At 65.2% G+C, this 18,002-nt stretch carries 19 protein-coding genes; 6 read left to right on the forward strand and 13 right to left on the reverse strand.

The genetic code is table 11. From position 1 onward, the window contains the following. Positions 1-143: 143 nt before the first annotated feature. On the forward strand, positions 144-488 hold the full coding sequence (locus tag SLG_RS17465; protein WP_014077839.1) for a hypothetical protein: 345 nt from the start codon (positions 144-146) through the stop codon (positions 486-488). Between the two features lie 36 nt (positions 489-524). Here SLG_RS17465 and mnmA read toward each other — a convergent pair whose 3' ends face one another. After that, positions 525-1,631: a tRNA 2-thiouridine(34) synthase MnmA gene (gene mnmA / locus SLG_RS17470; protein WP_014077840.1), complete on the reverse strand. Its 1,107-nt coding sequence runs from the start codon at positions 1,629-1,631 to the stop codon at positions 525-527. Between the two features lie 548 nt (positions 1,632-2,179). Here mnmA and sciP point away from each other — a divergent pair. From sciP to SLG_RS17490, 4 genes are all read left to right on the forward strand, one after another. Further along, positions 2,180-2,479, forward strand: coding sequence for a CtrA inhibitor SciP (gene sciP, locus SLG_RS17480; protein ID WP_014077841.1), 300 nt, complete (start codon positions 2,180-2,182; stop codon positions 2,477-2,479). Between the two features lie 152 nt (positions 2,480-2,631). After that, complete coding sequence (locus SLG_RS17485) at positions 2,632-3,588, forward strand: NAD(P)-dependent oxidoreductase (protein WP_014077842.1); 957 nt, start codon at positions 2,632-2,634, stop codon at positions 3,586-3,588. 183 nt (positions 3,589-3,771) lie between these two features. Beyond that, a complete protein-coding gene (locus SLG_RS21830; protein WP_014077843.1) occupies positions 3,772-3,927 on the forward strand; it encodes a hypothetical protein in 156 nt (51 codons plus the stop codon). Positions 3,928-4,213: 286 nt separating this feature from the next. After that, positions 4,214-4,999 (forward strand): phytanoyl-CoA dioxygenase, encoded by a 786-nt coding sequence (locus SLG_RS17490; protein ID WP_231848699.1) that lies wholly within the window; start codon positions 4,214-4,216, stop codon positions 4,997-4,999. 117 nt (positions 5,000-5,116) lie between these two features. Here SLG_RS17490 and SLG_RS17495 read toward each other — a convergent pair whose 3' ends face one another. The 10 genes from SLG_RS17495 to rpsM form a co-directional block, all read right to left on the reverse strand. After that, positions 5,117-5,842, reverse strand: a complete 726-nt coding sequence (locus SLG_RS17495) for a DNA alkylation repair protein (protein ID WP_197535674.1) — start codon at positions 5,840-5,842, stop codon at positions 5,117-5,119. Continuing rightward, a complete protein-coding gene (locus tag SLG_RS17500) occupies positions 5,815-6,339 on the reverse strand; it encodes a metal-dependent hydrolase (RefSeq protein WP_014077846.1) in 525 nt (174 codons plus the stop codon). The genes SLG_RS17495 and SLG_RS17500 overlap by 28 nt, the downstream gene beginning before the upstream one ends. 145 nt (positions 6,340-6,484) lie before the next feature. Continuing rightward, positions 6,485-6,883: a hypothetical protein gene (locus tag SLG_RS17505; RefSeq protein WP_014077847.1), complete on the reverse strand. Its 399-nt coding sequence runs from the start codon at positions 6,881-6,883 to the stop codon at positions 6,485-6,487. 245 nt (positions 6,884-7,128) lie between these two features. Beyond that, positions 7,129-8,709, reverse strand: a complete 1,581-nt coding sequence (gene guaA, locus SLG_RS17510; protein ID WP_014077848.1) for a glutamine-hydrolyzing GMP synthase — start codon at positions 8,707-8,709, stop codon at positions 7,129-7,131. A gap of 145 nt (positions 8,710-8,854) precedes the next feature. Next, positions 8,855-9,457, reverse strand: coding sequence for a hypothetical protein (locus tag SLG_RS20595; protein ID WP_014077849.1), 603 nt, complete (start codon positions 9,455-9,457; stop codon positions 8,855-8,857). A gap of 134 nt (positions 9,458-9,591) precedes the next feature. Next, the gene (locus SLG_RS17520) at positions 9,592-11,820 is read right to left on the reverse strand and encodes a prolyl oligopeptidase family serine peptidase (protein WP_014077850.1); all 2,229 of its coding nucleotides are present in this window, start codon (positions 11,818-11,820) and stop codon (positions 9,592-9,594) included. Positions 11,821-12,104: 284 nt separating this feature from the next. Continuing rightward, positions 12,105-12,530, reverse strand: a complete 426-nt coding sequence (rplQ, locus tag SLG_RS17525; protein WP_014077851.1) for a 50S ribosomal protein L17 — start codon at positions 12,528-12,530, stop codon at positions 12,105-12,107. A gap of 120 nt (positions 12,531-12,650) precedes the next feature. After that, positions 12,651-13,712, reverse strand: coding sequence for a DNA-directed RNA polymerase subunit alpha (locus SLG_RS17530; RefSeq protein ID WP_014077852.1), 1,062 nt, complete (start codon positions 13,710-13,712; stop codon positions 12,651-12,653). Positions 13,713-13,837: 125 nt separating this feature from the next. Next, positions 13,838-14,227 carry a 30S ribosomal protein S11 gene (gene rpsK / locus SLG_RS17535; protein ID WP_014077853.1) on the reverse strand — a complete coding sequence of 130 codons (390 nt, stop codon included), beginning with the start codon at positions 14,225-14,227 and terminating at the stop codon, positions 13,838-13,840. A gap of 141 nt (positions 14,228-14,368) precedes the next feature. Beyond that, the gene (rpsM, locus tag SLG_RS17540; RefSeq protein WP_014077854.1) at positions 14,369-14,737 is read right to left on the reverse strand and encodes a 30S ribosomal protein S13; all 369 of its coding nucleotides are present in this window, start codon (positions 14,735-14,737) and stop codon (positions 14,369-14,371) included. 282 nt (positions 14,738-15,019) lie between these two features. Between rpsM and SLG_RS17545 the strand changes: the two genes are divergently transcribed. Beyond that, on the forward strand, positions 15,020-16,060 hold the full coding sequence (locus SLG_RS17545; protein ID WP_041392185.1) for a glycosyltransferase 61 family protein: 1,041 nt from the start codon (positions 15,020-15,022) through the stop codon (positions 16,058-16,060). Positions 16,061-16,066: 6 nt separating this feature from the next. Here SLG_RS17545 and SLG_RS17550 read toward each other — a convergent pair whose 3' ends face one another. Then, complete coding sequence (locus tag SLG_RS17550) at positions 16,067-17,251, reverse strand: glycosyltransferase (RefSeq protein ID WP_014077856.1); 1,185 nt, start codon at positions 17,249-17,251, stop codon at positions 16,067-16,069. Between the two features lie 63 nt (positions 17,252-17,314). Further along, positions 17,315-17,962, reverse strand: coding sequence for an adenylate kinase (locus tag SLG_RS17555; RefSeq protein WP_014077857.1), 648 nt, complete (start codon positions 17,960-17,962; stop codon positions 17,315-17,317). Between the last annotated feature and the right edge of the window lie 40 nt (positions 17,963-18,002).

The following is an 18,002-nucleotide window of genomic DNA, read 5'->3' on the forward strand; positions in this document are numbered from 1 at the left end:
CTGGGGAGAATTACCTATTCTGGGGAGATGGAGCGCGCGATATGGCCGCTCTTGCACCCGGGATGGATCCCCGGCGCCGCACTTTCGTTTTGTGACTGCCCGCGGCCGGGACGGTGCGGGGTCGGAACCAGAGGAGGACCAGGATGCGTCTGTTACTGATCGGCATCGCCACGCTTTCGCTCGCCGCATGCGGGGGTACGCCCGAGAACAGCGCCGAGAACGCCGCCATTCCTGCTGCGGAGAACGCCGAGAATGCCGTCAATTATGTGGCGGAAATCGGCAATCTTTCGGATACCCAGCAACAGGCCGTGTTCTTCCGCGCCATTCGCGACGCCGGCATTGCGTGCCGCGATGTCACCAGCGTCGAGCAGATCGAGCCGCAAAACGGCGTGCAGACCTGGCGCGCGCAATGCGATCAGGGCGGCCAGCATCTCATTCAGGTGTTGCCGAACGGCTCGGCACAGGTGGTGAGCCGCACGGAGCCCTGAAGTCGGAGGCCCTGGCCGGCGCCGTTAAACGCGGCGTCAGGCAGCCACCAGCGCTGCGCTCTGGGTCTGCGCGATCCAGCCGCCGCCCAGCACGCGGTCGCCGCGATAGAGCACAGCTGCCTGCCCCGGCGCCACGCCATATTCCGGCGCGTCGAACACCAGCCGCCCGTCTTCGAGCCGCGCCGGGACGGGGCGGGCCATGGAGCGCACCTTGGCGCTGAGCGGCCCGTCCGGCGCACCGCCGATCCAGTTGATCTCCTCCAGCCAGGCCGCTTCGACCGCCAGGGCCGCCCGGGGACCGACGATCACACGCCGCGCCGCAGCATCGAGCCGGACGACATAGAGCGGCTCGGCCTGGCCGCCGATCTCCAGTCCCCTGCGCTGGCCAACCGTGTAGTGGATGAGGCCCTTGTGCCGGCCCAGCACGCGCCCATCGACATGCACGATCTCGCCATCGGCATCCGCATCTGGGCGGACCTTGCGCACCACGCCGGCATAGTCGCCATCGGGCACGAAGCAGATGTCCTGACTGTCCGGCTTCATTGCCACGGCCAGCCCCAGCTCCCGGGCAATGGCGCGGACTGCCGGCTTCTCCATCCCGCCAAGGGGAAAGCGGAGATAATCGAGCTGATCCTGCGTGGTGGCGAAGAGGAAATAGCTCTGGTCGCGCGCGGGATCGATGGCGCGGTGCAGCTCCGGACCCTGCGCCCCGATCACGCGGCGCACATAATGGCCGGTGGCGAGGCAGTCCGCGCCGAGATCGCGCGCGAGCGCGAACAGATCGGTGAACTTGACGCCCATGTTGCAGCGGACGCAGGGAATGGGGGTCCGGCCGGACAGATATTCATCGGCAAAGCCCTCGATCACCGATTCCCGGAAACGGCTCTCATAATCAAAGACATAATGCGCGATGCCGAGGCGATCGGCCACCGCGCGCGCATCGCGGATATCCTGCCCGGCACAGCAGCTTCCACTGCGGCCCACGGCGGCGCCATGATCGTAAAGCTGCAAGGTCACGCCGATGGTCTCCGCGCCCGAGCGGGCGGCGAGCGCGGCGACGACGCTTGAATCCACGCCGCCGGACATGGCGACGACAATGCGCTTGCCGGCCAGCGGCTGCTCAAGCTGAAAAAGCGGGTCCATGTCGCGCCATATAGGGTGCAGCAGGCCAATGGGCCAGCGCAGGCGTGCATGCGCCGGGCAGCCTCTAAGGGCCATGCTTGATAACCAACCCTAACAATGCGTGACCAAGGCTTTTACGCTGACTTATCCTTTGGCTGCTAACCAGTGCCCATGGGCATAAGTGTCAACACCTATGATCAGAGACAGGCTGTAAACCTGGCAGGCGGACGCGGGACCCGGATTCCGGACCTGCGCCTGCTTCTCGCCGTCCATGCGGCGCGCCAGGCAACGGGTCATACAGCCCGGATCGTCCGCGAGTCCGACCTCCCGGTCGGAACCGGGGACGAACCGGCAAGACTGGCTCTGATCTTCGCTCCGGCGAGCACGTCCCCGGCCGTTCTGCGGCGGCTGGGCGGCGCGTTCAATGCAGCGGTCGCGGCACATATGGCGAGGGGGACCAGTGGTGAAGACGGGATTTACTCTGCGGTTTAGCCAAGGAGAAAATCTTTGATGCCAACAGCATCAAGACGAGGAATGTGAAAACCGAGCCCATCGGTGAAGAGGAAAGAATGATAGAAAACCAAAAAATTCGCCCTTCTCAGGTCGTCGGTCCCCTTGGGGAGCCGCTGACCCTGGAGTCGCTCCCCTCCCCCAACACGAGCCGCTGGGTCGTGCGACGCAAGGCGGAAGTCGTGGCGGCCGTCAATGGCGGCCTGCTGACGGTCGACGAGGCTTGCGAGCGCTATTCGCTCACGCTCGAGGAATTCGCGAGCTGGCAGCGCGCGGTCGATCGATCGGGCATGCCCGGCCTGCGGGTGACCCGGATCCAGCACTATAAATCGCTTTACGAACGCCAGCAGCGTTACTGACCTTTCAACGATATCCGGGGTGAGCGCTCCCACCGCTCGCCCCGGCTCCTGCTCTGCCCTTCACCGGCTCCACCCCGGACAAGCCCCTCGAAATCGTGCGTCGCCTGTGCCAATGACACGGGAAAGACAATGCCGCACCGCAGGAGGGGGCCATGCCACGCGTCGCCGTGACGTTTCCATATTTCGATTTTTTCCCGGACCTGCGCGAAGAACTCTCCGCCCGGTATCCCGGCACGAAATTCCCCGATCATCGCCGCGTCCTCGAGGGACAGGAACTCATCGATTTCCTGCAGGGCTACGACACCGCCGTCATCGGCGTGCAACGCTATGACGAAGCCGTGCTGAAGGCTTGCCCGGAACTGAAGGTCATCTCGCTTTGCTCCGCGGGCGTGGATCATGTCGATCCCGCCCTGCTGCGGAAATACGGCATCAGGATGTGGTGGCAGGCCGGCATCAACCGTGTCTCCGTCTCGGAGCTCGCGGTTTCCTACATGGTCCTGGCGCTGCGGCGGGTCCACGAGTTTTCCAGCATCCTGCGCGCCGGCCAATGGCGCGGGCCCATCGGCTTCGGCACGGACCTGCGCGGCAAGACCGTGGGCGTCCACGGCGTCGGCCATATCGGCAAGGCCGTCATCGAGCTGCTGCAGGGCTACAAGGTCAACATCCTCGCCAGCGACCGGCTCGACGTTTCGGCATTCACGGACGGGTTCGAGAATGTCGACCTGGTGAGCGCGGAGGAAATGTGGGCGCGCAGCGACGTGCTGACCATTCACTTGTCCAAGAACGCCACCACCATCGGCCTCTATGATGGCGCGGTGCTCGACCGGCTCAAGCCCGGCGCGGTCATCGTCAATTGCGCGCGGGGCGGCATGTTCGACGAGAATGCGCTTGCCGAGCGGCTGGAAAGCGGCCGCATCGCCGCAGCGGCGTTCGACGTCTATGCGATGGAGCCTGCCAACGGCAATCGCCTGCTCGACATGCCGACCTTCTTCGGCTCCCCACATATCGGCGCCACGACGCGCGAAAGCTGGGGCGCGATGCTCCGTTCCGGCATCCATGGCATCGAGCATGCCTATGAACCGGAGCCGGGCGTTTATCCCTTCGATTAACTCGGTTCATCATCGATCTGTGCCTCACCTGCGATGAAGCACGCCGTTAGGATTCGGTTTCCCGGGAGGCTCGTGGTATGAATGATCTCAGGCTGCCAATGCCGCGAACCGCGATAAATCGCTGTCCCATCCCCGAGACATTGATGCTGGTATGCCCGCGCCCCAAGGCGCCAGGAAGTCAATATGCGCCAACTGGAGAAAGAATGCGCCGCGATGGCGCGGCGAATGCTCGACGCCGAGCTGGTCGCGATCAGTCGCAGAACGCTTGAGTCCACCCGGGTGAGCGCCTTGCAGGCGGCCGTTCAGCAAGAGCTGCGAACGCGGGACATCCAGGAATAGCCGGCACGACCGGGAGTCGCTCCGGGCTGGGCAGCGTGGACCAATCCGGTCACGACGCATGCCACTCGCTCGGGACACCCCGCCATTGGCGAGAACCAGTCGTTCATTGCGCAGCTATCCCAGACGCAATAAGCCAGCACCATGACGATCATCATTCTCAATCGCGCCTCAGCCTTTCCGCTGAGCTAAGGCACGCCGGCTCTCCGGCTCATGCAGCGGTCAAGCCGCTCGATCACGCATGCCTTATTGATTGAGAGATATTATGCGAAATGAATCAAACCCTGCGTTGAGCGCAGATGAGATTGCCCACTTCGTTCGCGACGGATTCGTCCGGATCGACGCGGCGTTCTCCACCGGAATCGCGCAAGAAGCACGCACCATCTTGTGGAAGGCCACCGGGTGTAATCCCGACGATCCGTCCTCATGGAGGCAACCCGTCGTGCGACTGGATCAGTTCGATCAGGCCCCATTTCGCGAAGCCGCGAATTCGCCCGTCCTGCACAGCGCGTTCGATCAACTGGTCGGCGAGGGTCGCTGGCTGCCGCGGGGCGGCCTTGGAACCTTTCCGGTTCGCTTTCCCTCCGAGGCCGATCCGGGTGACGACGGCTGGCACATCGACGTCAGCTTCGGCTATGACAACCCGGACTTCATGGCGTGGCGGGCCAATGTGAGCAGCAAGGGCCGCGCCTTGCTGATGCTGTTCCTGTTCTCGGACGTGGGTGTCGAAGATGCGCCGACACGTATCCGAATCGGTTCGCACATTGACGTGGCCCGGCAACTCGCCCCGGCCGGAGACGCCGGCCTCACGCTTCGCGAATTAGCATCCGACGGATTTGCGGGATCCGCCCACCGACGCGAGGAAGTGGCGACGGGTCCGGCAGGCACGGTGTACCTATGCCATCCGTTTCTGGTGCACGCGGCACAGAAGCACCGCGGAACGGTGCCACGCTTCATGGCACAACCGCCGCTTCTGCCCCGTGAGCAAATCTGTCTCGATCGCAAGGATCACGATTATTCGCCGGTCGAGCAGGCCATCCTGAGCGCTCTCGGCAGGACGGATCATCTGACGTGAAGGCTCGGCCCGCCAGCTTTTGGAGCTTTCTCGCGAAAAGCGGGCGGGCCGCTTCCGACGACAAAGTGGCGATGCACCAAGCCAGTCTTCGCCCGGTTGGGCATTCGTCCGCGCCGCCTAGCCCGCGTCCTGCTCGCCCCCGATCCGTTTCAGAGCTTCCCGCCGACTGAGAGCGCTCAGGCGCTTCTCGTTGGCCGCGACATAGCGACGAACCTCGGCGGGATCGGTCCGCGCATATTGCCGCAAGGCCCAGCCGATCGCCTTGCGCAGGAAGAATTCCGGCGAATCGAGCGATGGCGCGATGCAGGCGTAAAGCAGATCGGTGTCCGTTTGCTTGCCGGCCCGAAGCTGGCACAGGATCGCGCTGCGGCGTTTCCAGAGGTCGGCATCCTGCGCCCAGGCGCGCATCGCGCGTGCCATCCCCTCTGGCTCGGCCCCGAGAATGTCGAACAGGCGCTGCGCGGCGATGGTATCGACATAATCCCACCAGACACCCGTGACGATCATCTCCTCGTACATGGGCAGAGCGTCCAGGCGCTGGAACGGGCGCGCCGCGCGGATGCCGCAAAGGGCGATCGCGGCATAGCGCTCCTCCCGGAACGTCGCGCCACGCCAGAGCGTCAGCACATCGCTTTGCCATTCCTCCCGCGTGCCATAATCGAGATCAGCGAACAGCCGCTTGCAGGCCGCCTGCAACGGCACGGCGGAAACACCCAGATAGGGCATGGCCGATTTCATATAGGCCTGCATGGCCGGCGCGCGGGCCGGCTCCGCCACCGCGCCGAGTGCCGCGCGCACCTTCTCCGCCAGCGTCGTCATGATCGCGCGCGCATGCGTCGCCATGCATAGCAGGCGACCGATAGAAGCAGGGCCGGCAGCCAGATCAGCATCAGTTCGGAGCGAACCGTCTCGAGGCCCCGCGCCGTGAAGAAGCGCGCGCCGATGGGGGATACCCTGATCGGCTGCCAGTCGCTGAACAGCCGGGTCTTGTCGACTGGCCAGAACAGCGCGACGCCCTGTCCGCCATCGGTCAGCATGTCGAGCAGCGGGTGGGACGCCATGCAGAGGAACAGGAACACAAATGCGCCGATGCTCCGCGCAGGTCGCCACGACAGGGCGAGCAGGCCGGCCGCTGCAGCCGCAAATGCGAGCGAATGACTGAAGCCCCGGTGCCCCCACTCGCTGGCATAGCCAATGCCGAAGCGAAAACCGATGACATCCAGGTCCGGCGCGGCGGCGAGAAACGCCCCAGCCAGCGCGAGCGGGGGTGCGATCCGCCGCCTGCCCAGCGCCGCGCCAGTCGCGAGGGGAAGCAGGGCATGGCTGAAGATCGTCGGCATGTCAGGCTTCTTGCCCGTGGAGCGCTGAAACGCAACGCGTTCCCGGCTGGCTTTCCCGGATGGCCTTCAACATCCCGCAAGCCGCGCTTTCCCTCAATGGAGACTGCGGCGGTTCAGTCGCCGGGAGGACTGATCGCCCCTCGCCTCAATATCCGATGGTGAGGCCCGCCGCGACATAATGGGGGCCGGCATTGCCCTTGAGCGCCACTTTGGGGAAGATCGGCATGGCGATCGTGGCATAGGGCCGCGGATCGTCACCGCTGATGCGCACGCCCGCGCCGAACCGCACCGAGGCCGGCAGTCCGAACGTCGCTTCCACGCGGCCATAAACCGCCGTGTCTCCATCGCGCAGATACACGCCCGCCCCCGGAGTGAGGCGGAAGCCGGCGAACCCCACGGCGTAGCCGGCGCCGATTTCTGTCCCCCAGCGCTCGTTCGCCCGCGCGTAAGTGGCTTCGGCACCAAAGCCTTCCGCCTGCGCGGCGGCGGGAACGAGAAGGACGGCGGCGCTGGCTGCGATCAACGGATTGAAACGGATTTTCATGATAGCTCGTTCTCCAGAGCGCCCGGCGCCGGCGCCAGAGGATTTCCAGGGCAGATGAAGCGGCCCCGCGCGGACAGTGCGGCAGGAAGCACAGGGAGCGCCGGGCCTGTTCCATCAGGGACCGATGCGCCCTAAGCGCCAGCCGGACTCCCATCAAGCATCGCAGAGATGAAGCGAGTCCTCTCGTCGGCGGACCGAATCGTCGGGCGGGGATGCCACGGCTCTTGGGAATCCTGTCTCCAGCGTCATTCCCACTCGATCGTGCCGGGCGGCTTGCTGGTGTAATCATAGACCACCCGGTTGACGCCCTTCACCTCGTTGATGATCCGGGTCGCCACGCGGCTGAGGAAGGCTGCGTCGAAGGGGTAGATGTCCGCGGTCATGCCGTCGGTGGACGTCACGGCGCGCAAGGCAAGCACGCTGTCATAAGTGCGCCCGTCACCCATCACGCCGACGCTGCGCACCGGCAGCAGCACGGCGAAGGCCTGCCAGATGGCATCATAGAGCCCTGCGGCGCGGATTTCCTCCAGATAGACGGCATCGGCCTTGCGCAGGATGTCGCAGCGTTCCCGGGTAACTTCGCCCGGAATGCGGATGGCGAGGCCCGGGCCCGGGAAGGGATGGCGGCCCACGAAAATCTCGGGCAGGCCGAGCTCCCGGCCCAGTTCGCGCACTTCATCCTTGAAGAGCTCGCGCAGCGGCTCGACCAGCTTCATGTTCATGCGCTCGGGCAGGCCACCGACATTGTGATGGCTCTTGATCGTGACGCTTGGTCCGCCGGTGAAGCTCACGCTCTCGATCACGTCCGGGTAGAGCGTCCCCTGCGCGAGGAAATCCGCGCCGCCGATCTTCTTCGCTTCAGCCTCGAACAGATCGATGAACGCCTTGCCGATGAACTTGCGCTTGGCCTCCGGATCGGTGACGCCGGCCAGGCCGCCGAGGAACATGTCGCTCGCGTCCACATGCACCAGCGGGATATTGTAGTGCCCCCGGAACAGGCTCACCACCTGCTCGGCCTCGTTCTGCCGCATCAGCCCATGATCGACAAAGACGCAGGTGAGCTGCTCGCCAATGGCCTCATGGATCAGCACGGCCGCGACCGCGCTGTCCACGCCGCCCGACAAGCCGCAGATCACCCGGCCCGAACCGACCTGCTCGCGGATCTCGCGGATCTTGGTCGCGCGGAACTCGGCCATGGTCCAGTCGCCCGCGCAGCCGCACACATGGCGCACGAAATTGGCGATCAGCTTCGCGCCGTCCGGCGTATGGACCACTTCGGGATGGAACTGCGTGCCGTAATAACGCTTCTCGTCATTGGCGATGAGCGCGAAGGGCGCGCCATCCGACGTCGCCACGATGCGGAAACCCGGCGCGAACCGCGTCACCTTGTCGCCATGGCTCATCCACACCTGATGCCGCTCGCCCACCTGCCAGAGCCCGTCGAACAGCACGCAGGGCTCGGTGACGGTCAGGAAGGCGCGGCCGAACTCGCCGCCCTCGCCGGTCTCGTGGCCCGGCCGCACTTCGCCGCCGAGCTGGTGGCTCATCACTTGCTGGCCATAGCAGATGCCGAGGATCGGCAGGCCGCTGTCGAACAGTTCCTGCGGCGCACGCGGGCTGCCTTCGTCGCAGACCGACGCCGGGGAGCCGGAGAGAATGATGCCTCTCGGCTGCATCCGCTCGAAAGCGGCCAGCGCCTGCGTGAAGGGAGCGATCTCGCTGTAGACGCCGGCTTCGCGCACGCGCCGCGCGATGAGCTGGGTCACCTGAGAGCCGAAATCGACGATGAGGATGGAGTCGGCCGCAGCCGGATTTTGCGCTGACATGGCTGGCGGATAATGCGCGCCATGAGGCCTGTCCAGCCTTGCGGGGCGAGATTGATGCGTTGTCGATGGCTTGGCCCGCGGGCGCGGTCATGGTCGGCCATCAAGGAAGGCGTGGCAGGGCAGGCGAATGTGCCCCCTCGCGTCCTCAGTTGAAAGTCACGCCTTCCACCCGGCCATTGTCCCAGATGCAGCGAAAGCTGCGCAGGCGGCTCTCGGGTGCGCGCCAGCCGGCCCGCTGGCTGACTGTGCCGGTGACGTCCCAGCCATTGCCGAATGGACGCACGCCGGTGACGTCCCGCACCTCGGCAAAGCCACCATTGCGCGAGGCCTGTTCGCGCGCCGCGAGCGCACAGGCATCGACGGCAGCGTCCTCGCCTGCGTAAGAGTCGCCTTCGGCCCGACCACTGTCATGGCCACCATAGCGATCGTCATATTCTCCGCCTTCGTAGCGCGGATCATAGGGCCCCTCGTCGGCGCGCGGGTCGGACCGATCATCGTAGCGCGGGTCGTAGCCGCGATCCTCGGAGCGCCGCTTGTCGGCGTTCTGCTTCACGGCCGATGCCGCGATCGCGGCGAGAATGCCGACGCCCAGGATCGTCCCGATCACCGCGCCGGCGTCACTTCCACCCCGATCATGGTGATAAGGTCGCCCATGCCCGTAATAGCCCCGTGCGGAGGCAGGCGCGGCCGATGTGACAAGCATGGCCGCGACCACGAGGCCACCGGCGAGCTTCGACGTCTTCCTCATGGTACCTGCCTGCCTTTCCATGGAGCACGGCCACGAGCCGCCCCGCCTGCGGAATAGCCCGGAATTCATGAGCGAGGGCTGAATGATGCGCGGCGGAGCTCCTCCGCCATGGAGGCCATCCGCCCCCGGCCCGATCACGGCGCTTTCAGGTCCAGCCCTGTCCAATAGGCGATGAAGCTGTACATATCCGCATACTCCTCGACCAGCTTGTCCACCGGCTTGCCGGAACCGTGGCCGGCGCGCGTCGCGATGCGGATGAGGCGAGGCTTCACGCCCAGTTCGGCATGCTGGAGCGCGGCGGCATATTTGAAGCTGTGCGCGGGCACCACCCGATCGTCGGTATCCGCCGTGGACACCAGGATCGCCGGATAATCGATGCCGTCGCGGATGTTGTGATAAGGCGAATAGGACAGCAGGTTGCGGAAATCCGGCTCCCGGTCCGGCGAGCCATAATCGTCGATCCAGTAGCGGCCGACGGTGAACCGGTCGAAACGCAGCATGTCCATGACGCCCACGGCAGGCAATGCCGCCGCAAACAGGTCCGGCCGCTGGTTGACGACCGCGCCGACCAGCAGGCCGCCATTGGACCGCCCCTCGATGGCAAGCTGGTCCGGGCCGGTATAGCCTTGCTGCTTGAGATATTCGGCAGCGGCGATGAAATCGTCGAACACATTCTGCTTGTTCGAGAGCCGGCCCGCATCATGCCATGCCTTGCCGAATTCACCCCCACCCCGCAGGCTGGCGATGGCAAGCACGCCGCCCTGCTCGATCCAAGCGAAACGCGTCGGCGAGAAGCCGGGCGTCTGCGAGATGTTGAACCCGCCATAGCCGTAAAGCAGCGTCGGCGCGCTGCGGGCGGCCAGCGCAAGATCGCGCCGGCGGATGATCTGCATAGGGATCATCGTTCCGTCCTTCGAGGGATAAAGGACCTGTTCGGTCACATAGGCATCCGGATCGAAGGGAAGGCGCGGCTCGGCAAAGACGCTCGTCTCGCCCGTCTCCACATTGTAGCGATAGACGGTCGAGGGCGTCGTGAAGCTGGAAAAGGAGAAGAAGGTCTCGGGATCGCCGGAGCGACCGCTGAAGCCGCTGGCGGCGCCCGGCCCGGGCAGCGGCACATCGCCATGGGACAGGCCCTGAAGGTCCGCCAGCTCGGCCATGATCCGCCCGTCCGACTGATAGGCCAGGATCATCCGGCTGCCGACCATGGAGGCCCCGGCGAGCGTCTGCGAACGCTCGGCGACAAGCGACTGCGGCCCCTTCCGCGGACGCGTCGCATCCAATGTAACGACACGGCCGTTCGGTGCGCCCATCGTGGTGCGGAAATACAGCATGTCGCCGACATTGCCGATGAACTGCCACTCATGGCTCAAGCCCCGCACGAGACGGACGGGCGCCCGCGCTTCGCCGGTCAGCGAGATGAGCGTCACTTCATGGCGGCGCTCGGTGCTTTCGTTGGAGATCACGAGCAGCCAGCGCCCATCGTCCGTGATCTGGGCGCGGTGCATCAGGCGGGGACGGTCGGGCGTCGCATAGACAAGGCGATCCGCGGACTGCGGCGTCCCCAGCGCGTGAAACCAGACCGCCTGATCCTCGACCGGCGAGCGGGAGCGCTCGCCGTCCTGCGGGGCGGGGAAGCGGGAATAATAGAAACCGCGCCCGTCGGGGCTCCAGGTCAGATTGGAATAGCGCACCCACGCGACGCGATCGTCCAGCGGCTGCCCCTTCTCCACGTCGAGGACATGCAGGGTGCGCCAGTCGGTGCCGCCATCCTGCACCGCGTAGAGCAGCCAGCGACCGTCCGTTGAGGGTTGCCACTCGCCGAGCGCGCTCGCGCCGTCTTCCGAAAAGCTGTTGGGATCGAGCAGCAGCCTCTGCCCATGCGCCGCTCCCTCGCGCACGTAGAGCGGCGACTGGTTCTGCAATCCGCTGTTGCGGGTGTAGAAATAGCGCCCACCAGCCTTGCGCGGCGTGCCGTAGCGTTCGTAGTCGTAGAGCTGCGCGATGCGCGTCCGCAGCGCCTCGCGGCCGGGCAGCGCGGCGAGATAATGCGCGGTCGCGTCGTTCTCGGCCGCGACCCATTGGGCGACCTCGCCATCGGTGCGGGCGTCATTTTCCAGCCAGCGATAGGGATCGGCAACGGGCACCCCGAATTGCGTCTCGACGAGATCGGCACGACGGGCCAGCGGATAGGGCGGCGGAGCGACAGGCGGCGCGACATCGCTTGTGGGCCGGGAAACATGCGCCGCCGTGACGGCCTCGGCGTCATCCAGCCCCCGGGCTGCGGATGGGTGCAGGCCTGGGATACCGAGACCGATCAACCCGATGACGATGGCATGCGGGACCGACCGCAGACGAGACATGCCCAACAGTTCCTTTTCCCCAAGACCGTGCATGATCCTCTATGCCACCGGCAGGATTATGCAAGTGTCGGAAATCCAGCGGGGAATTCTACCAAGCGGTCATGCCGGAGCTGTACTGGACCATCCTGATCGCGCGGGCGCTGGCTGCGGATGCCTGCCCTGAAGACCAGAGGCGATTTGAGCTTCGGGAGGCCGACCCGTCTTCCGCGCGTGGAATAACCTCCCAAAAGAAAAGCCCCGCCGGTGAAGGCGGGGCTCCTCGGAAATCTACGGGTCGGGAGCGCTCAGGCTGCTTCCATCTCGTCCTCGTCAGCCGTCTGCACCGGGCCGCTGTCCTGGCCCTTGGCGCTTTCATCGCGGTCGACGAACTCGATGATCGCCATCTGCACGGCGTCCGAGGCGCGGATGCCCGCCTTGATGACGCGGGTGTAGCCGCCAGCCCGGTCCTTGTAGCGCTCGGCCAGCACGTCGAACAGCTTCGCGAGCTGCGCGTCGTCGAGCAGACGGGCATGGGCGAGACGCCGGTTGGAGAGACCGCCGCGCTTGGCCAGCGTGATCAGCTTCTCGACATAGGGGCGAAGCTCCTTCGCCTTGGGCAGGGTCGTCTTGATCTGCTCATGCTTGATGAGCGAGGCCGCCATGTTGCGGAACATCGCATTGCGATGGCCTGCGGTACGCTGCAGCTTGCGGCCGCCAATCCTGTGACGCATGTCATTCTCCGTTCGTTAAGGGCCCGTGTGAGGTAACCCAGACCGGGCGGCACTCCGGGCGGCCGCCCACAACCCTGTCGAACGAGGCGCGCCACCGGCACCGCCCCGTTCCCTTGCCGTTCAGCCCAGCAGTTCCTGCTCGAGCTTCTTGGCGATTTCCTCGATATTCTCCGGCGGCCAGCCGGGGATATCCATGCCCAGACGCAGACCCATGGACGAGAGCACTTCCTTGATCTCGTTGAGGCTCTTGCGGCCGAAGTTCGGCGTGCGGAGCATCTCGGCCTCGGTCTTCTGGACCAGATCGCCGATATAGATGATGTTGTCGTTCTTGAGGCAGTTGGCACTGCGCACCGAGAGCTCCAGCTCATCCACCTTCTTGAGCAGATAGCGGTTGATCTGGTTGGTGTCGCCTTCGCCTTCCTCGGCCGCCGCAGCACCTGCGCCAGCGCTCGGCATCGCGCTCGGCAGATGATCCTCGAAGTGGACGAAGAGCTGGAGCTGGTCCTGCAGGATGCGCGCGGCATAAGCGACCGCGTCTTCCGGCGTGACGGTCCCGTCCGTCTCGATGGTCAGGTTGAGCCGGTCATAGTCCAGCTCCTGGCCGATACGGGCGTTCTCCACCTTGTAGGCCACCTGGCGGACGGGCGAGTAAAGCGCATCCACCGGAATGAGGCCGATCGGCGCGTCGGCCGGGCGGTTGTTCACGGCCGGGACATAGCCCTTGCCGCTGTCGCAGGTCAGCTCCATGTTGAAGCTGGCGCCCTCGTCAAGATGACAGATCACCAGATCCGGGTTCATGACCTGGATGTCGCCGGTCACCGCGATATCCCCGGCCTTGACGGCCGCCGGACCCGTGGCGGAAAGCTGAAGCCGGCGAGGACCATCGCCTTCCATCCGGAGCGCGATCTGCTTCACGTTAAGCACGATGTCGGTCACGTCCTCACGAACGCCAGCGAGGCTGGAGAATTCGTGGAGCACGTTCTCGATCTTGATCGCGGTGACGGCAGCGCCCTGCAGGGAGGAAAGCAGCACACGCCGCAACGCATTGCCCAGCGTCAGGCCGAAGCCGCGCTCGAGCGGCTCGGCGACAAAGGTCGCGCGGCGCTTCGGGTCGCCACTGGCCTTGATCTCGAGGCCATTGGGCTTCTTCAATTCCTGCCAGTTCTTGATGTTGACAGTCATGTATTTCCCCTGGGGTTGGGCCATCGGTCGGTGAGGGTTCAGCGCTGGTCCCCGGCCTCCGGCAATACAGAACGTTCGGTCATTCGGCGGTTTCGTGGGAACCGACGAAGGACCGTCGTGACGCCTCAGACGCGGCGGCGCTTGCTCGGACGCACACCGTTGTGCGGAATCGGGGTCACGTCGCGGATCGAGGTGATCGTGAAACCGACGGCCTGCAGAGCGCGCAGGGCCGATTCACGGCCGGAGCCCGGGCCCTTGACCTCGACTTCGAGCGTGCGAACGCCATGCTCGGCGGCCTTCCGGCCCGCATCCTCGGCGCAGACCTGCGCTGCATAAGGGGTCGACTTGCGCGATCCCTTGAAGCCCATCATGCCGGCCGAAGACCAGCTGATCGCATTGCCCTGCGCATCGGTGATGGTGATCATCGTGTTGTTGAAGCTGGCGTTCACATGCGCGACGCCGGCCGAGATGTTCTTGCGTTCGCGCCTGCGAAGCCGCTGGGGTTCCCGTGCCATCTGCGTTGTATCCTACTCGAATCTTGTTGAGCTGGAAGCGGGCGGTCCGGGCTGGTCTTTCAGCCCTTCTGCCGCGCGCCTCTGACGGAAAGAAGAAGGAACCGGACTGCGGCGATTGCTCGCCGCGGCCGGTATCGGCTCTTACTTCTTCTTGCCTGCGATCGGCTTGGCCTTGCCCTTGCGCGTGCGCGCATTGGTATGCGTGCGCTGGCCACGAACAGGAAGCCCCTTGCGATGACGCAGGCCGCGATAGCAGGCCAGGTCCATCAGGCGCTTGATGTTCATCGCGGTTTCGCGACGCAGATCGCCTTCCACCGTATAGGTGGCATCGATGGCTTCGCGGATTTGCAGCACCTCGGCGTCGGACAGGTCCTGGACGCGACGGCTATGGTCGATGCCGAGCTTGTCGGCGATATCAACGGCGGTCTTCGAACCGATGCCGTGGATGTAGGTGAGCGCGACGATCACCCGCTTGTTGGTGGGGATGTTAACTCCCGCAATACGTGCCATTATCTGTAAACTCCTGCTCCACAGGGCGTTGTGGCAGACGCCCTATCTCGTCGCTTTGCTGCCCCGGGACGCAAAAAGGACGGCGGGCGCCATCACGCGCTGCCGTTTGACCTCTCGTCTCGGGATCGGGGGGCGTTAACGTGAGTCGCCCGCGCTGTCAACGGACTTGTGCCCCGCACCACCCCGGTGCGCAGCCGGACCGCCGATGGCCTTGCCGGATGAACCATGCTATCGCCGCCTTTGCAAGTCCAGCCATCATCCAACGGGAGCTCTTGGCCCTGCATGTCGTTTCCGGTCCGTCGCCTTATCGGCAAGCTGCGTCCCCGCCCGCTCACCGCCGCAGCCGTCTCCTCCAGAATTCTCTGTCCACCCAGCGAGACCGCCACGCCGCCGGCCCTTCACCTGCCGGGGGATTTCGACAATATCCTCGCCTTCATCGGCGCAGGCAAGCCGGAACTGGAGCGCCGCCGGACCTTCGGCGAGGCCTATCCCCATCTGCCGACCATTGAATATGAACTGCGGGACGTGCGCATCGCGGGGGAATATCTTGCCTCGCGCTGGCAGGTCGCCCGCTTTCCCACGAACCGGCCCGGTGGCGACTGGGGAGATGGCGGGCACCTGAAGGACGCCTTCCTCTCCACCAACATCCTCTCGGGCAAGGAGTTCGGGCACTGGGTCCGGGATAGCCTTGTTTCGGAAATGCACGGCAACACGCTGGGCCTGCGGAGCATCGGCCTGGCCCGGCAGCTCTGGGAGCATGAACCCGGCTTCCGGGCACTGGGCGGGCTGGATTGCGACTATATGCGCACGGCCCGCGTCGACCGGCTCGTGTACGTCGACGATCGCGGCCTCAATTCATTCTGGGCTGAGCGTTTCCTCCAGCTGCGAGGACGCATGCGCGCCAATGTCGACAAGTCGGTGGCGTCTGCGGGCGCTCTGGTCTTTCTCGAGCGGGGCGGTCAGGCCCGCACGCGCGACCCCACCAATCAGCCGCAGGTGCGCGCGGCGCTCGAAGCGATCGGCTTCCGCACGGTGACCGCCATCGACATGTCGGCCCACGAGATCGGGCAGGCGCTGCGCGACGCGAAGCTGATCGTCAGCGTGGAAGGCTCGCATCTCAACCATCTGCACTTCTTCGCCGCCGACAAGGCGACAGTGCTGACCATCCAGGATCCGCGCCGCTATTATTCCTTCCACAAGAGCCTGATCGACATCTACGGCGAGCGGTTCGGCTTCCTTATCGGCCGTCCGGACCCCGGGCAGGAGGGGCGCTATTATGTGGAGCTGGACGATCTGCGGCGGCTGATCGACCTCGCCGCCTGACGCGGATCAGGATGCGCTACCCGACAAGGTTGCGAGCAGCGCACCGAGCTTCGGGCCTGCCAGATAGTCCTTGACGGCCGCAAAGGCGCAATCGGCGATGGCCCGGCATTCCTCTGGCTGCGCCAGCATCCGCGCGATCGTATCGTCCAGGTCCGCAAGATCCCAGCGGACGGGCACATAGGTCTCGCCCGGCCGATAGATGTCGCACAGACATTCGAGATGGCTCATGTCCGGCTTGAGCAGTACGGCCCCCGTCAGCACCGCCTCAAGATCCCGCCAGCACAGTTCGCCGAAGCCGAAGGGACTGAAGCAGAGCTGCGAGCGCTCCATCTCCGCCATGAATGCCGCACGCGAGACCTTGCCTTCCCAGGCGATGTCATAGCGGGATGACAGCTCGACCACCTTGTCGCGCGCCTGCTGGCGCATGGCGGCGTACCAGTGAGTCCGTTCCCCCGCGCCAACGCGGCCCAGCGCATGCAATCGTGCCGGTGCAACGGCGAAACGCGCATGGACATCGATGGTGCGTGGTCCCGTCGCGGGTGCCGACTTGCGGTCGAAACCCTTGAGCAACACGGGCGCGGTGGCAAAGCCCGGCGCCAGTACGAGCCGCTCGACGATGTCCGGCCGGCAGTCCCATGTCGGCCGATCGGGCACCAGTCCGAATGCCTCGCTGTAATAATCTTCCAGCGAGGTGTGCGTCTTCTGGGGCACGCGATAATAATCGCGATCGCGTAGAAGGGCCTTCTTTACGTAAAAACGGACATGGTCGCCCACGCGATCCGCAAAGCGGACATCGGTCGGCGCGAACCAATCGAAATAGCTGATCGGCGCTTCAGGATTGGCGCGCCTCAGCCCATCGAGCACACGCTCGATTTCCCCATCCCCCAGCGCATAAGGCGACTGCACGAAAATGGCCGACGCGTCCTTGACCAGATGCTCGGCACCGGCCGCGGGATAGGGCGTCGTCCTGAACACATAGCCCTGTTCGGCAAAGCGCGCTGCATAATGGTAAAAAGGATAGAATTGCGGCCAGGCGATCGGGTCGTCGACATGGACGAGCAGGATGCGCTTGTGGTCGCCTGCCGGGAAACGGCGCGACAGCCACGAGCGCAGCAGCGGCTTCATCGGCTCGTAGCGACGACGGCCGTCGTCGAGCAGGGTGATGGCACTCGTGTCGATCAAAGCCGGCATGCGCGCTCCGCCAGTCGCCTGCCTGGATCGGGAGGCTCGTGAGGTTTCTAGACGCCGGGACGCCTAGCTGTCGAGGATCGAACCGATCGCCTGGCTGACCTCACCGATATCCGCCATGCCGTCGACGCGGCTCACAATTCCCCGCGCTTCGTAGATCGGCAGGATCGGCGCGGTCTTCGCGCGATACTCCGCCATGCGCGTGCGCACGGTTTCCTCGTTGTCGTCGGGACGGCGCTTGAACTCGCTCGAGCCGCATTTGTCACATATGCCTGCAACCTTGGGCAGTTTGTAGCGGTCATGATAGCCTTCGCCGCAGCTCGCGCAGGTGAAGCGACCGGTGATCCGATCGACGAGGGCGTCTTCGTCCACCTCCAGCTCGACGACATGATCGAGCTGCCGGCTCCGCTCCGCCAGCAGGGTATCGAGGCTTTCGGCCTGCGCCGCCGTGCGCGGATAGCCATCGAAGATGACACCCGTGTCCGCGGAAAGCTGATCGAGCGCCTCGCCGATGATCCCGGAGACGATCTCGTCGGAAACAAGTTCACCCGCTTCCATCACGGCCTTGGCCTTGAGACCGACCGGCGTGCCGGCCTTGACCGCGGCGCGCAGCATGTCGCCCGTGGAAAGCTGGACCATGCCGCGCTCGGCGACGAGGCGTTGCGCCTGCGTCCCCTTGCCGGCGCCTGGCGGTCCAAGCAGGATGATGTTCATAGCATTCCCCCGATGTTTGCGCGCGCAGCCGGGCGAGCCC

It is taken from the genome of Sphingobium sp. SYK-6 (assembly GCF_000283515.1).
Taxonomy (GTDB): domain Bacteria; phylum Pseudomonadota; class Alphaproteobacteria; order Sphingomonadales; family Sphingomonadaceae; genus Sphingobium; species Sphingobium lignivorans.

Bases quoted from the DNA above. Each gene is read 5' to 3' on its own strand.
- SLG_RS17465 (WP_014077839.1), top strand. From the start codon at position 144: ATGCGTCTGTTACTGATCGGCATCGCCACGCTTTCGCTCGCCGCATGC.
- mnmA (WP_014077840.1), bottom strand. From the start codon at position 1,631: ATGGACCCGCTTTTTCAGCTTGAGCAGCCGCTGGCCGGCAAGCGCATT.
- sciP (WP_014077841.1), top strand. From the start codon at position 2,180: ATGATAGAAAACCAAAAAATTCGCCCTTCTCAGGTCGTCGGTCCCCTT.
- SLG_RS17485 (WP_014077842.1), top strand. From the start codon at position 2,632: ATGCCACGCGTCGCCGTGACGTTTCCATATTTCGATTTTTTCCCGGAC.
- SLG_RS21830 (WP_014077843.1), top strand. From the start codon at position 3,772: ATGCGCCAACTGGAGAAAGAATGCGCCGCGATGGCGCGGCGAATGCTC.
- SLG_RS17495 (WP_197535674.1), bottom strand. From the start codon at position 5,842: ATGGCGACGCATGCGCGCGCGATCATGACGACGCTGGCGGAGAAGGTG.
- SLG_RS17500 (WP_014077846.1), bottom strand. From the start codon at position 6,339: ATGCCGACGATCTTCAGCCATGCCCTGCTTCCCCTCGCGACTGGCGCG.
- SLG_RS17505 (WP_014077847.1), bottom strand. From the start codon at position 6,883: ATGAAAATCCGTTTCAATCCGTTGATCGCAGCCAGCGCCGCCGTCCTT.
- guaA (WP_014077848.1), bottom strand. From the start codon at position 8,709: ATGTCAGCGCAAAATCCGGCTGCGGCCGACTCCATCCTCATCGTCGAT.
- SLG_RS20595 (WP_014077849.1), bottom strand. From the start codon at position 9,457: ATGAGGAAGACGTCGAAGCTCGCCGGTGGCCTCGTGGTCGCGGCCATG.
- SLG_RS17520 (WP_014077850.1), bottom strand. From the start codon at position 11,820: ATGTCTCGTCTGCGGTCGGTCCCGCATGCCATCGTCATCGGGTTGATC.
- rplQ (WP_014077851.1), bottom strand. From the start codon at position 12,530: ATGCGTCACAGGATTGGCGGCCGCAAGCTGCAGCGTACCGCAGGCCAT.
- SLG_RS17530 (WP_014077852.1), bottom strand. From the start codon at position 13,712: ATGACTGTCAACATCAAGAACTGGCAGGAATTGAAGAAGCCCAATGGC.
- rpsK (WP_014077853.1), bottom strand. From the start codon at position 14,227: ATGGCACGGGAACCCCAGCGGCTTCGCAGGCGCGAACGCAAGAACATC.
- rpsM (WP_014077854.1), bottom strand. From the start codon at position 14,737: ATGGCACGTATTGCGGGAGTTAACATCCCCACCAACAAGCGGGTGATC.
- SLG_RS17545 (WP_041392185.1), top strand. From the start codon at position 15,020: ATGTCGTTTCCGGTCCGTCGCCTTATCGGCAAGCTGCGTCCCCGCCCG.
- SLG_RS17550 (WP_014077856.1), bottom strand. From the start codon at position 17,251: ATGCCGGCTTTGATCGACACGAGTGCCATCACCCTGCTCGACGACGGC.
- SLG_RS17555 (WP_014077857.1), bottom strand. From the start codon at position 17,962: ATGAACATCATCCTGCTTGGACCGCCAGGCGCCGGCAAGGGGACGCAG.